Raw genomic sequence first — 13,848 nt, 5'->3', positions numbered from 1 at the left:
CCGTATTCGCTCAAAAGCACAGCCAAGCCTGACCGCTACACAGCCTCCACCAACAGACCGTCACGCTCGACAGCCAACGGACGCACGGCCACCAGATCGCCGGGGCCTGCCTGCTCCCCGCCCTGCCCCGCCTGCGCAGCCGGACGCCGCCCGCCGGTGAACCGGCACTCCGCATAATACTCGCACACGCCCTTCACGCCGCGCGCCCCCTCCGGGGCCACCAGCAGGCGCGGTTCGTCCAGCAGGCGTTGCAGGAACGTGGCCTTCTTCACCGTCACCGCACCGCGCAACTCCGCCGCCCGGCGCTTCTTCACCTCCTGCGGCAGTTGCCCCTCCATCACCGCCGCCGGGGTGCCCGGCCTGCGCGAATACGGGAACACGTGCGCATAGGTCAGCGGCAACGCCCCCACGAAATCCAGCGTCTCGCCAAACTCGGCGTCCGTCTCGCCGGGAAAGCCGGTCAGGATGTCCGCGCCAAGGCCGAACAACGGCCACACCCCGGCCAACTCGCGCACGAAATCCAGCAGCGGCTCGGGCCGGTAATGCCCCCGTCCCATGCGGCGCAACACGCCGGGGCTGCCGCTCTGCAACGAAAGATGCAGTTGCGGGGCCACCAGACGGCTTTCGGCCAGCACGTCCAGCGCTCGCTCGCCAAGCTGACCCGGCTCCAGCGAACTGATGCGCAGCCGCGCCCGGCCCGCCCACTGCGGGGCAAGCTCGCGTTCCAGAAAGGCCAGCAAATCCCAGAAGTCCGGCCCGCCGCCGGGCAGGTCGCGCCCGTACTGGCGCAGGTTCACGCCGGAGACGATGAGTTCGCGAAACCCCGCATCCAGCAGGCGGCGCGCCTCTGCCAGCGCCTCGCGCGGGTCGCGGCTGCGGGCCGCGCCGCGGGCCAGCGGCACGATGCAGTAGGTGCAGCGGTGCGAACAGCCGTCCTGCACCTTGAGCACGGGGCGTGACCGGGTGAATCCGTCGATGCGGAAGGCCGGAAACACGGCGTCACCAGCGGCAAGATCGTCGCCGCCGTCGCCCCCGCCCCCTCCATCGGGTTCATGCGCCCCCGCCGCGCCCCGCTCCGGGTTATACCGCAGCAGCGAAACCTTGGCCTGCTGGCCCACCACGTCGGTCACGCCGGGCAGCGCGGCAATGTCCTCGCGCAGCACCTGCGCCGCGCAGCCGGTGACCACGATGCGTCCCTGCGGCGCGGCCCGGTGCATGCGGGCCACGGCCTGCCGCACGTCGGCCACGGCGCGCGCGGTGACCGCGCACGAGTTGACCAGCAGCACGTCGGCAGCGGCGGGGTCCGCCGCCTCGCGCCAGCCGCGCGCCAGCCATGCCTCGCGCACGGCCTCGGTCTCGTACTGGTTGATCTTGCAGCCCAGCGTCAGCGCGAAAAAGGCGTGACCGCTCATGGGCGCACCCCGTTCGGGGCGCGCGGAATCCTCATTTCCCCCATCGGCACGCTACTGCCCCACCGCCGCGCCGCCGGGAAGGCCAGCCCCGCCGGGAAGGCCAGCCCCGCCGGGAAGGATGGACATGCCCAGCATGCGGGCCACCAGCCCGTCCGGAGTGGTCAGGTTGGGCAGTTCGGTGCCGGGCCGCAGCGAGGTGACCACGGCGCGGCCCAGGATGAACCGGCCCTCCTGCCCGCGTTCGCCGTCCTCTCCGCTGTTGTTGAACACGCGCAAGCCCCAGATGTTGTGGAACATCACCGGGTGGCCGTCGTATTCGCCAAGGTACAGGGTAATGTGTCCCTTGAGCCACAGCAGGGTCAGGAAGGGCACGCCCTGCGCGCGGATGATGGCTTCCTTGCCGTCGGGCGAGGCCTTGCCGAAATCCACAAACCGCCCGGCCTTGGCCTGCGACGCGGAGTTGCGCGGCAGCCAGATGCCGAAGGGGGCGAACAGGTCGCGCAGGGTGGCCGAGCAGTCGCGGTCCTCGTACATGCCGCCCCAGCCGTAGGGCTGGCCCATCATGCGGTTGCCGATTTCGGCCATGCGCGCGGCGGAGATGGCCAGCGGCTTCATGGCGGCGTACCCGGCGGGCAGGGTGGACTGCCCCAGCACGGCGCGCCCGTCGGCATCGCGCAGGGGCGCCAGCACGGTGAGCCCGCCCGGAGATTCCACGGCCACGGGGAACACCGCGCCGATGTGCGCCGTGGCGATGAACGCCTGGTTCGGGCTGGTCAGGGCCACGTCGTCGCGCAGCACGGCGGCGTAGCGGCCATTCTGGTACAGGGCGCGGAAAGTGGCGTCGGCAAGGGCCACGTGCTCTGCGGGCACCCAGCCGGAGGCGAAGCCGGTTTCGCAGTACAGCCAGGCCCGGTCCAGCGACACGTGCGAGACGAACACCGGAGTGCCGGTCCACACGGCGGACCGCTGAAGGTCGTCAAAGGGATAGCCCTGCCCGGCCTTGTCGGGGTTGGCGAACGAGGGGCGCAGGGTGGGCAGTTCGCGCAGGGCGGTATTGCGCACGATGATGCCGCGCTCGGCCATGGCCGGGAAGGAAGGGGCATCGCAGTTGGCCACCAGCGCAGCAAAGCGGCTGGCATCCCACGGCAGCAGGTTTTCGGCGTGGCCGCGCGTGCGTCCTTCCTTGGTCAGGTAGGGGGCGGTGCGGGCCACCTCGGCAATGGTGACCCCGGTGCGGGTCTGCCCCCACGGGGCAAAGAAGCGGGTGTTCCAGCGCTGGTCCTGGGCGACCTGGGTGGCGGCGTCCAGCAGCGGGGCGTCGCCGCCCGCACGGGCGGCGTACACGGAAAGATCCTGCGGATGGCGCTCCAGTTCGGTGAAACGCGGCGGCACGGTCTCGCGCGGTCCGCGCCCGGCGCAGCCGGACAGGACCAGCGCGGCCAGCAGCAACACGACCAACGCTGTGACAAGGGAACGCGCGGCGCCGGACGACTCGCGGCGGGCAAGCACGATGGATATTTTCTGCGACATCTTCATTCTCTCCCTGTTCTCGGCAAACTGCTGGCCGGGGTATTTCTTACCCTCTCGCACCTTGCCCCGCGTGAACCTGCCGTTTCTGCACGACCTCTTGCCTCACGCCATACACCACAATTGAAAAATTTGCTGGGGGGAAGGGGGTTCGGGGGAAGGGGGGAAGCTTTTCAAAGCTTCCCCCCTTCCCCCGGTACGCTTTTTCCCCTTCAAAAATCTTCGTCATTCCCCCAACGCGTTACCCCACCCCCACACCCAAGGCCAACCGCCGGGCAAGGCGGGTGTGGCGCTTGTGCATGCGGTTGTTCTTGACGGCCATGGCCAGGGCGCGCGGCTCGCCCACCAGCACCACAAGGCGTTTGCCCCGGGTGACGCCGGTGTAGATGAGATTGCGTTGCAGCAGCATGTAATGCTGGGTCAGCACGGGGATGACCACGGCGGGGTATTCGGAGCCCTGCGACTTGTGCACGGAGATGGCGTAGGCGGGGACGATCTCGTCCAGTTCTTCCCAGGCATAGGGCACGTTGCGCTCGTCAAACCGCACGGTGAGCTGGCGCTCCTTGGGGTCCACCAGACAGATGCGCCCGATGTCGCCGTTGAAGACGTCCTTGTCATAGTTGTTGCGGATCTGCATCACCTTGTCGTCCAGACGGTACTGGCGCTCGCCGCGTTGCACGCACAGGGTCTGGCCGTTCAGGGCCTGTTGCAGGCGCACGTTCAGGTTGCCCGCGCCCACCGCGCCCTTGTGCATGGGGGTAAGCACCTGGATGTCGTTGACGGGATGCAGGCCGAAGCGGCGCGGGATGTGGTCGCGCACCAGTTCCACGATCATCTCCACGGCCTTCTCGGGGTCGTCCTGCCGGATGAAGTAGAAGTCGGACAGCCGGTCGCGCGAGGATTCCAGCGGCGGCACCTCGCCATGGTTGATGCGGTGGGCGTTGCAGATGATCTCGCTTTCGGCGGCCTGCCGGAACACCTCCACCAGTTCCACCACCGGCACCACGCCGGAGGCGATGACATCGCGCAGCACGTTGCCCGGCCCCACCGAGGGCAGCTGGTGCACGTCGCCCACGAAGAGCAGCGTGGCCCCCAGCGGCACGGCCTTCAGCAGGTGGTACATGAGCATGGTGTCCATCATGGACGCCTCGTCCACCACCAGCAGGCCGCAGGCGAGGGGGTTGTCCTCGTTGCGGGCGAAACCGTCCTCCTTGGGGCTGTACTCCAGCAGACGGTGAATGGTCTTGGATTCGCGCCCGCTGGTCTCGGACATGCGCTTGGCGGCGCGGCCCGTGGGCGCGGCCAGCAGGATCTTGGCGCGCGTTTCGGCAAAGACCTTGATGATGGCGTTGATGATGGTGGTCTTGCCGGTGCCGGGGCCGCCGGTAAGCACCATGACCTTGGAACGGGTGGCGGTGCGCACGGCCTCCAGCTGCTCCGGCGCAAGGGTGATGGACAGCTTGGCCAGCACCTCGGCGATGACGGCTTCCGGGTTCTCGAAGTGCACGGCTTTCGGCGAACGCAGCACCCGTTGCAGGTAATAGGCGATCTTGGTTTCGTAATGATGATAGCGGGAAAGGAACACCCCGAGCTCGCCGTCCATTTCCTCGATGACGATGCGCTCCTCTATCTCCAGGGTGCGCAGGGCGTCCTCCACGAGGTCGGCGCGGATGTCCAGCTGGTCCGAGGTGTGGGTGATCAGCGTATCGTGCGGCACGTAGACGTGGCCGTCGTCGTTCAGGCGTTGCAGGGTGTACAGGGTGCCCGCCTCTGCCCGCAGTTCGCTGTCGCGCGAGAAGCCCAGCTTTTCCGCCACGGTGTCGGCGGTATGAAAGCCGATGCCGTGGATGTCCATGGCCAGGCGGTAGGGATTCTCGCGCACCACCGCCAGGGCCTGCTGCCCGTAGTGGCGGTAGATGCGCACGGCATAGGCGGTGCTGACCCCGTGCGGTTGCAGGAACATGATCAGGTCGCGGATGCCCTGATGGTCGGACCAGCCCGCCTTGATGCGTTCCAGCGTCTTGCCGCCCACGCCGCTGACGCGCAGCAGCCTGTCCGGCTCTTCGTCCAGCACGCGAAAGGTGTCCTCGCCGAAGGCATCCACGATGCGCGCGGCCATGGATTCGCCCACGCCCTTGATGAGGCCGGAGCCGAGATAGTGGCGGATGCCCTCAACAGAGGCGGGCAGCAGGTTCTCGTAATTTTCCATGGAAAACTGCCGCCCGAAGCGCGGGTTGTTCACCCAGCGACCCACCAGCTTCAAGGAGGCCCCCGGCTGCGGCGAAACCATGTGCCCCACCACGCTGATCATGTCGCCCTTGGGCAGCGGGCGCAGGCGCAGCACGGTGTAGCCGTTTTCCTCGTTGTGGAAGATGACGCGGTCGAGCACGCCGGAAAGCTGTTCCGGGGCGTCCTGCGCCTCCTGCATGGCGGCCAGCATGGGCGCGGCCTTGGCGGTGGGCTGCCCCTTGGACGAAGCGCCGGTCGCGGAATCGGACGCGGGGCCGGTCGATGCGGCGGAGCGGGAAATTCGGGAGGATCGCGGGTTGCGCGGGTCGTGCTGCATGGGATGTCCGGTTGGAGGCGAGCCGGTTGGAGGCGAGAAGAGCGGGCCGGGGGCGTCAGCAGACACCCGGTCGCGCGGGCGCGGGGCACGGCGCGGGCTGGCACGGCACGGCACGGAAAGCGCACCGTCGGCCTGGGGCGCAAGATGCCGCAAGGTCTGCAACAGCCCCTAGCCGCTCGTGCCGCACCCGTCAAGGATGGCGCGGCAATCGGGCCGCCCGGCGGATGGAGCCGCAAGGATGGTGACAGCGCGCACAGGGCGCACAGGGCGCGGGCGCACGGCACGTCTGCCCGCATTCTTCCGGACCTTTCGCCCCGCCTGTGTCGAAATCTAATTGTATACCCAAAAAATGAATGCCAAAATAATCAATGCGGACAAGCCTGCGCATGCGTCCGGACGGGCACGCGCCGCGCAGCCACGCGAATCGGACAGGCGGCAGCCGCCCGCCTTTCGACGGGACAGGCCGACACGGGCATGCCCCGTCCCAACCGCACATACGGACGAAACACGCATACCGGGGGGATTCCATGCGCATTACACGTCTGTTCGCCTGCGTGCCGCTGGCACGGCTGGCTCTGTTGACCGTGGCACTTGTCCTGTGTGCATCCGTGACACGGGCGGAAGCGCCCGCCGCCAACTTCCGCACGGTGTCCGGCGCGGTCACCGTGCAGCGGGGCGCCGCCACTTCCGTTCCCGCGCCGGGTGACCCGCTGCTGGTGGGCGACATCCTGCGCACCGGCCCGGACGGCAAGGCCGGGGTCAGCTTTCAGGACGGCACGCGCATCGCCGTGGGGCCGGGTTCGGAACTGACGGTGCAGTCCTACCGCTTCGTCCCCCTGGAAAAGGACTACGACTTCGACGTGTACATGCAGCGCGGCGAGGCGGCCTATTCCTCCGGTCGGCTGGCCAAGCTGGCGCCAGAGGCCGTCAAGGTCCGCACGCCGCAGGCCGCCGTGGGCGTGCGCGGCACCCGTTTCCTCATCCGCGCCGAATAGGGGGGCACCATGCGCACGCTGTTTTCCATCCTTCTGCTGTGTCTTGTGCTGGGGGCCTGCGCGCCCAAGACCACCGTGGTGCTGGTGCCCGACGACGACGGCGGCGTGGGCCGAGTGGTGGTGAGGGCGGGCGGGGCCGAACAGCCCCTGGCCGCCGCCAACGAATCCACCCAGGTGACCGACAGGCCCGCCCCGCCCAGGGTGATGCCGCAACAGGAGATCGACCGCGTCTTCGGCAGCACGCTGGCCGCCATGCCGGAACCGCCCAAGAGCTTCCTGCTGTACTTCCCCACCGGATCCACGGAGCCGGAGCCGACATCCCGCCCGGCACTGGACGAGGCCGCCGACACCATCAAATGCCGCGCCGTGAGTAACGTCTCGGTCATCGGGCACAGCGACAGCGCGGGCGATCCCGTCGCCAACCAGAAGCTGTCCATGGCCCGGGCAGAAGCCGTGCGCCGCATGCTGCAAGCGCGCGGGGTGCCCGCAGGCGCCATGACGCTGTCCGGCCACGGGGCCAACGACCCGCTGGTGCCCACCGCACCCGGCGTGGCCGAGGCGAGGAACAGGCGGGTGGAAATCCTGGTCCGCTAAGTTTTTCGGACACGGTACCTCATGCCCACGCCCGTCAAACCCGCATCACGCCTGGTCACCATTTCGCGCCAGCGGCTGGTGGCCGCCGTCACCGTGGCCGGGCTGCTGCTGGCCGCGCTGTTCTGCCTGGCCGAGCAAGGCTTGGTGCAGCTTGCGGACAACCGCATCCTCGACGGGCTGGCCAGCCGCATGGCCCGGGCCACCGCGCCGGATGTCCCGGATCGCGTGGTCATCGTGGACATCGACGAGGAAAGCCTGGCCGTGGCGGGCCAGTGGCCGTGGCCGCGCTACCTTACCGGGGGCATCGTGCGGCGGGTGTCCGCCGCCCGGCCCATGGGGGTGGGGGTGGACGTCCTGTTCTCCGAGCCGGACCGCACCTCCATCGCCACCATCCGCCACGCCTTCCGGCGCGACTTCGGGCTGGATATCGCCATCAGCGGCGTGCCGCGCGGCATGGAGGACAACGACGCCTATTTCGGCAGCGTGCTGGCCGGGGCGGAAGCCGTGGGCGCGGTGCTGCACCTGTTCGACCTCGTCACTCCCGACCCGGAAAACCTGCCCCGCCCGGTGCGCGTGACCGGAGAAACCACGGCCATCGCCCCGGCGGAGGCCACCGGCATCCTGTGCAACACCGGCCCCATCCAGGCCGGGCTGGCCGCGTCCGGATTCATCAACGTGGAAAAGGACGAGGACGGCAGCATCCGCCGCGTGCCGCTGCTGCATCGCTTTCAGGGGCAGTACTACCCCAGCCTGGCGCTTGCCCTGTTCATGCAGGTGCGCAACCTGCGCGAGGTGCGCGTGGAAACGGACGCGCTGGGGCCGGTGCTGGTGGCAGGCGAAACGCGCATCCCGGTGGACCGGGCGGCGCGCATGCGGTTGCGCTTTGCCGGGGGTGCGCGGGCGCACCGCTTCGTCCCGGCGGCGGAGGTGCTGCGTGACGCGCACGACCCGGCCCTGTTCGAGGGGCGCATGGTCATCGTGGGGTCCAGCGCGGCACGCCTCAACGACCTGCACCACACCCCGGTGTCGTCCAACTACCCCGGCACGGAAGTGCACGCCGTGGCCCTGGACAACCTGTTCGACGGCAACCCCCTGCGCGAGCCGGAACATGCCGTCGCGTTCCGGCTCGTCCCGGCGGCGCTGGTCACCCTGCTGGCCGGACTGCTGTTCCTGCGGGCCGGGCCATTGCAGGCCGGAGTCGCCACGCTGGCCGTGGCCCTGACCATGCCCGCCGTGGGGTCAGCGCTGTTCGTGTGGCGGGGCATGGCCCTGCCCATGGCCGCCCCGGTGCTGGCCGCGCTTGCGCAAGGGGCGCTGCTGTCCCTCGCGCTGTACGCGCGGGAACGGCGCATGGCCTTCGTGCGGCTGCGCCAGCTGAACCATGCCCGGCAGATGACCCTGGAATCCATGACCGCCGTGGCCGAAAGCCGCGACGAAATCAGCGGCGCGCACATCAAGCGCACCCAGCACTACGTCCGGGCGCTGGCCGAGTCCCTGCGGGACATCGGACGGGGGGGCGGCAAGGAAACCTACCCCCAACTGACCGAGGACTACATCGAACTGCTGTTCCATTCCGCGCCGCTGCACGACGTGGGCAAGGTGGCCGTGCCCGACAGCGTGCTGTTCAAGCCCGGCAAGCTCACCGACGAGGAATACGCGGTGATCCGCCAGCACGTGCGCCACGGGCGCAACATCATCGCCAACGCGGCGCAGGGCATGGAGGATGACGCCTTCCTGCACCTGGCGGCGGAAATAGCCTGGAGCCACCACGAAAAATGGGACGGCAGCGGCTACATGGAAGGCCTTGCGGGCGAGGCCATTCCCCTTTCCGGTCGCCTGATGGCCCTGGCCGACGTGTACGACGCGCTGATCTGCGCCCGGCAGTACAAACCCGCCTTTCCGCACGCCAAGGTGCGCGAGATCATCCTGAAGGGCCGGGGCACCCACTTCGACCCCGCCGTGGTGGACGCCTTCCTGCTGGCCGAAGAGGAATTCAAGCGCATCGCCACCGCCTACCGCGACCCGGAACCGGGCCACACCCCGGACCCCGACCCGCCCGGCGGCCCGCCCGACGACCAAGTACAGCCCGGCGATCCGAGGCAGTAAGAAGCAAAACGCACACGGCGGACGTTCCGGAAGGAGCGTCCGCCGTGTGCGTTTCAGCTTCGAGAAAACTCAGATCCAGTCCGGCTTAGCCACATGGACCGCGCTGGCGCTCGCAAATCGCGTCAGTTTGCCTTCCGGCAAGGAAAACGAGTTTTTTGCGAAGGGAGTGTATTCTTCCATACACGACCGGAGCAAAAAACGATGTTTGACGATGCCCGAAGGCAAAATGGCGCGATTTGCCCTAGCCCATGCGACGCTGGAGAAGGAGACTGTCCGCCAGCACCAGCGCCGCCATGGCCTTCAGCACGGGCACCACGCGCGGGATGGCGCAGATGTCGTGGCGACCGCCCACGCGCAGCGGCGCGGGCCTGCCGTTGGTGTCGATGGTGATCTGCTCCTGCGCGATGGAAGGAATGGGCTTCACCGCCGCGCGCACCACGATGGGCTGGCCGTTGGAGATGCCGCCCAGAATGCCCCCGGCATGGTTGGTGTGGAAGCCGCCGGGAATGATGGGGTCGTTGTTCTCGCTGCCGCGCAGGCGCGCCGCCTCAAGGCCCGCGCCCACCTCCACGGCCTTTACCGCGCCCACGGACATCATGGCGTGGGCCAGCAGGGCGTCCAGCTTGTCGAACACCGGCTCGCCAAGCCCGGCGGGCACGCCGGTGGCCTCCACCTGCACGATGCCGCCCAGGGTGTCGCCCTCGGCCCGCACGTCGTGCACCAGCGATTCCCACGCGGGCACAACGTCCGGGTCGGGCGAAAAGAACAGCCGCTCCTGCGCGCCCGCCGGGTCCACGACGTCGGCGGGCACGCCGCCGATCTCCACGGTGTAGGCGCGCACCTCTATGTCGTGCATGGCCAGCAAGGCCAGCGCCACGGCGCCGCCCGCCACGCGCGACACGGTCTCGCGTCCCGATGCCCGGCCACCGCCGCGAAAGTCGCGCAGGCCGTACTTGGCGTCGTAGGTGATGTCCGCATGGCCGGGGCGGTACAACTTGGCCAGGTCGCCGTAGTCGCGCGAACGCTGGTCTTCGTTGGCGATGTGGAACCCGATGGGGGTGCCGGTGGTGACCCCTTCGAACACGCCGGAAAGCAGGCGCACGGTATCCGATTCCTTGCGGGCCGTACCCGCAAGACCGGCGGACGCGCTGCCGGGGCGGCGCAGGTCCAGTTCGCGCTGGATGACCGATTCGTCCAGCGGCACCCCGGCGGGGCAGCCGTCCACCACGCCGCCAAGGCCGGGGCCGTGCGATTCGCCGTAGGTGGTCAGCCGGAAGATGCGACCGAAGGTGTTGCCGCTCATGGGTACTCCTGCCAGCCGGGACGCGCAGGTTTCGTCTCAGGGGCTGTTTCCAAATTAAAATTTTCGTTCGTTGGCAAGGAAAACAAGCCTGCCATGAGGGAGTGCGGCAGCCGTTATGCGAGTCTTCGAGCATTACGGATGGCGACCGCAGCGCGCCTCAGCCGTTGGGTGAGCGAAGCGAACCTTACGGATGAGGACCGCAACGCGTACTCTTATCGTACTCAACCGAGCCTTAGCCGTTAGGCGAGCGCGTAGCGCGAGTCTTACGGATAAGGACAGCAAAGCTATGGCAGGTGAATTTTGACCGCTCTGCGCTCGATGCCCGTATAGCTCGCAGACTCGCTTAACGGGCACGCTACGCGCCCTTCGGGTCGGCCAGCCAACGAGCGAAAAGACAATTTGGATACAGCCCCTACCGGATGACCATCACGGGACACGACGCCATCTGCAACACCCGGTGGGTGACGCTGCCCAGCAGCAGCCCCTCCAGTTCCGAGTGCCCGCGCGAGCCCATGATTATCAGGTCGCAGCGCTCGTAGTCGGCGGCATCCACGATGGCCACCTCCACCTTGCCTTCCAGCACCCGGTCGGCAAAGGGCACGTTGCGCTCGCGCAGCAGGCGGCGACAGGGTTCCAGCACTTCCTCGGCCTGGGCCACCAGCGAATTGCGGGCCTGGTCGTAGGCCACCTGCCCGAGAATGGGGGGGATGGACATGCGGCAGATGAGCAGCACCACCTCTGCCCCCACCATTTTCGCGAAGTCGGCGGCGTATTCCGCCGCGCGCTGCGAGTAGTCGGAACCATCCACGGGAACGAGTATCTTGCGAATCTGCATGGCGACCTCACGGATGAACACAGCGATGGCATGGCCGTCGCGCGCTGCCACGGCGCGCGGGTGTGCCACTATGCCCCCGCTGGGGCGGGCATGGCAAGGGGGCGCGACGGTCCGCAGCCGCCCAAGGCCAAGGGAAACCGGGCATGTGCGCACCCGGCCCTGCGGGCTGACGAGCACGCGTCAGGGACTGTTCATGAATTGGGATTCCCGCTCGTTGGCGAAAAAAATACCCCTGGCGTGGGGGAATATGCGGCAGCCGCAAGGCCCGCAAGCTCGCCCAACGGGCACGCTTCGCGCCTTTCGGGACGGTTTCCAACTGGCGGGAAGACAATTCGGGAACAGCCCCTACCCTTCCAGCAGGCTGGCCAGCCGCTCCACCAGCGCCCGCAGGTCGTCCCCGGCGTCCAGCGCCACATGCGCGCATTCCCGGTACAGGGGTTCGCGCGCGGCCAGCACCTCGGCCACCTCTTCGGCGATGGGCCGCCCGGTCAGCGAGGGGCGCTGCGCGGCCAGCGGGTCGCGCGCAAGGCGTCCGGCCAGCAGGTCCACGCTGCCGCACAGGTAGGCCACAAGGCCCCCGTCCCGCAGCATGCGCCGGTTTTCTTCCGCCAGCACCATGCCGCCGCCGGTGGCCACCACCAGACCGTCACGGCCAAGGGTTGCGCACAGGGCCTCGGTTTCGCGCCGCCGGAATCCTTCCCAGCCTTCGCGCTCCACGATCTGCTCCACGGTCATGCCCGCCGTGGCGGTAAGCGTGGCGTCGGTATCCTCGAAATGCCAACCGGCGCGGGCTGCCAGGGCCTTGCCCACCGTGGTCTTGCCGCTGGCGCGCGGCCCCACCAGATACACCCGCCGCGCCTGCCGCTTTACGTCGTTCATGCATCCCCCGGCACCGTTCGGCCAAACAGTCTCCGATCATCGCAGCTAGGCGTATTGACCGGCATTTCTTTTTTGCAGTACAACCCACCGACACCGCAACCCACGGTAGCCTCGCCGCCTGTCAGAAGACTTTGTCCGGACCGTTTGTCCGGATCATTCGTTCGGGCTTTCCGTCCCGTGCACGGCGTCCACCAGACGCCAGCGCACCGGCACGCGGCGCACGCGCAATGTATACACGGCCATTCTCCACCACAAGAGTCATCGGCATGTCCCACCTCGACCGGACCGCTACCATCGCCACCACCGCCGCCGCTACCGCCGCGGCCGCCACCGCGGCAGCCGCCGCTCGGTGACGCAGGCTTGCGCCGTTGGTTCGAGGCGGCGCTGCCGCCTCTTTTTGTTTCAACCACGGAGAACTTCGCCATGAACCAGTTTCCGCGCATGCACCGTCTGCCTCCCTATGTCTTTGCGACGGTGAACGAACTGAAGATGCAGCTGCGTCGCCAGAACGTGGACATCGTCGACCTTGGCATGGGCAACCCCGACATCCCCACGCCCCAGCACATCGTGGACAAGCTGGTGGAAGCATCGGGCAAGGGCGTGAACCACCGCTACTCGGTGTCGCGCGGCATCCCCAACCTGCGCAAGGCCATCTGCGACTGGTACATGCGCCGCTTCGGCGTGTACCTTGACCCGGACACGGAAGCCGTGGCCACCATGGGCGCCAAGGAAGGGCTTTCGCACCTGTCGCTGGCCATGCTGTCGCCCGGCGATGTGGTGTTCGCGCCGGACCCCACCTACCCCATCCACACCTATGCCCCCATCATTGCCGGGGCCGACGTGCGGCGCATTCCCATCGGGCGCGGGCGCGACTTCTTCGAAGACCTGCTGGTGGCCACCCGCCAGACCTGGCCGCAGCCCAAGCTGCTGTTCATCAGCTACCCGCACAACCCCACCTGCGAGATAGCCGCGCCGGAATTCTTCCAGAAGGTCGTGGACTTCGCCAAGGAACACAAGATCTACGTCATCCACGACTTCGCCTACGCGGACCTGGCCTTCGACGGCCACATGCCGCCCAGCTTCATGCAGGCCGAAGGCGCAAAGGACGTGGGCGTGGAATTCTTCTCCATGTCCAAAAGCTACTCCATGGCCGGATGGCGCGTGGGCTTCTGCGTGGGCAACCGCGACCTGGTCTACGCGCTTACCCGCATCAAGAGCTACCTCGACTACGGCCACTTCCAGCCCATCCAGATCGCGGCCACCGTGGCCCTGAACGGACCGCAGGAATGCGTGACCGAAATCGTGGACACCTACCGCAAGCGGCGCGACGTGCTCATCGAAGGGCTTGGCCGCGCGGGGTGGGACGTGCCGCCGCCCAAGGGCACCATGTTCGTGTGGGCCCAGATTCCCGAGGAATTCCGGGCCATGGGGTCCGTGGAATTCTCCAAGCTGCTGCTCAAGGAAGGCCACGTGGCCGTTTCTCCGGGGCTGGGCTTTGGCGCGCACGGCGACGACCACGTCCGCTTCGCCCTCATCGAGAACGAACACCGTACCAAGCAGGCCATGAAGGGCATCAAGAAGGTGCTCTCCGGGAGGTCGTGTGGGTAGCGAAAGCGACAAGCCGGGCGACA

10 protein-coding genes are annotated in these 13,848 nt (G+C 68.1%); 4 read left to right on the top strand and 6 right to left on the bottom strand.

What is annotated here, in order from left to right; all coding sequences use genetic code 11:
- Nucleotides 1-35 precede the first annotated feature (35 nt).
- From K6142_RS10400 to K6142_RS10390, 3 genes are all read right to left on the bottom strand, one after another.
- Nucleotides 36-1,412 carry a MiaB/RimO family radical SAM methylthiotransferase gene (locus tag K6142_RS10400; protein ID WP_190245104.1) on the bottom strand — a complete coding sequence of 459 codons (1,377 nt, stop codon included), beginning with the start codon at nt 1,410-1,412 and terminating at the stop codon, nt 36-38.
- A 51-nt stretch (nt 1,413-1,463) separates the two neighbouring features.
- Entirely contained in the window at nt 1,464-2,942 is a 1,479-nt protein-coding gene (locus K6142_RS10395) for an NlpC/P60 family N-terminal domain-containing protein (RefSeq protein ID WP_190245105.1), read from the bottom strand.
- A 238-nt stretch (nt 2,943-3,180) separates the two neighbouring features.
- On the bottom strand, nt 3,181-5,367 hold the full coding sequence (locus K6142_RS10390; RefSeq protein ID WP_190245122.1) for an ATP-dependent RecD-like DNA helicase: 2,187 nt from the start codon (nt 5,365-5,367) through the stop codon (nt 3,181-3,183).
- A 665-nt stretch (nt 5,368-6,032) separates the two neighbouring features.
- On the opposite strand from K6142_RS10390, the gene K6142_RS10385 reads away from it, so the two are divergent.
- The 3 genes from K6142_RS10385 to K6142_RS10375 are packed head-to-tail and all read left to right on the top strand — an operon-like array spanning nt 6,033 to nt 9,200.
- Nucleotides 6,033-6,500, top strand: coding sequence for a FecR domain-containing protein (locus K6142_RS10385; protein ID WP_190245106.1), 468 nt, complete (start codon nt 6,033-6,035; stop codon nt 6,498-6,500).
- 9 nt (nt 6,501-6,509) lie between these two features.
- On the top strand, nt 6,510-7,094 hold the full coding sequence (locus K6142_RS10380) for an OmpA family protein (RefSeq protein ID WP_190245107.1): 585 nt from the start codon (nt 6,510-6,512) through the stop codon (nt 7,092-7,094).
- A 21-nt stretch (nt 7,095-7,115) separates the two neighbouring features.
- Nucleotides 7,116-9,200: a CHASE2 domain-containing protein gene (locus K6142_RS10375; RefSeq protein ID WP_190245108.1), complete on the top strand. Its 2,085-nt coding sequence runs from the start codon at nt 7,116-7,118 to the stop codon at nt 9,198-9,200.
- 241 nt (nt 9,201-9,441) lie between these two features.
- On the opposite strand, the gene aroC is transcribed toward K6142_RS10375, so the two are convergent.
- The 3 genes from aroC to aroL form a co-directional block, all read right to left on the bottom strand.
- Nucleotides 9,442-10,503, bottom strand: coding sequence for a chorismate synthase (aroC, locus tag K6142_RS10370; RefSeq protein WP_190245109.1), 1,062 nt, complete (start codon nt 10,501-10,503; stop codon nt 9,442-9,444).
- Between the two features lie 412 nt (nt 10,504-10,915).
- A complete protein-coding gene (locus tag K6142_RS10365) occupies nt 10,916-11,338 on the bottom strand; it encodes a universal stress protein (protein WP_012612540.1) in 423 nt (140 codons plus the stop codon).
- A 345-nt stretch (nt 11,339-11,683) separates the two neighbouring features.
- Nucleotides 11,684-12,217: a shikimate kinase AroL gene (gene aroL / locus K6142_RS10360; protein WP_190245110.1), complete on the bottom strand. Its 534-nt coding sequence runs from the start codon at nt 12,215-12,217 to the stop codon at nt 11,684-11,686.
- Between the two features lie 423 nt (nt 12,218-12,640).
- On the opposite strand from aroL, the gene K6142_RS10355 reads away from it, so the two are divergent.
- Nucleotides 12,641-13,825 (top strand): aminotransferase class I/II-fold pyridoxal phosphate-dependent enzyme, encoded by a 1,185-nt coding sequence (locus K6142_RS10355; RefSeq protein WP_190245111.1) that lies wholly within the window; start codon nt 12,641-12,643, stop codon nt 13,823-13,825.
- Nucleotides 13,826-13,848 lie beyond the last annotated feature (23 nt).

Origin of the sequence: Nitratidesulfovibrio sp. SRB-5 (genome assembly GCF_019931275.1) — a bacterium.
Taxonomy (GTDB): domain Bacteria; phylum Desulfobacterota; class Desulfovibrionia; order Desulfovibrionales; family Desulfovibrionaceae; genus Cupidesulfovibrio.
The sequence above is the reverse complement of the archived record's forward strand: the minus strand, read 5'-3'. Positions and strand labels throughout refer to the sequence as shown.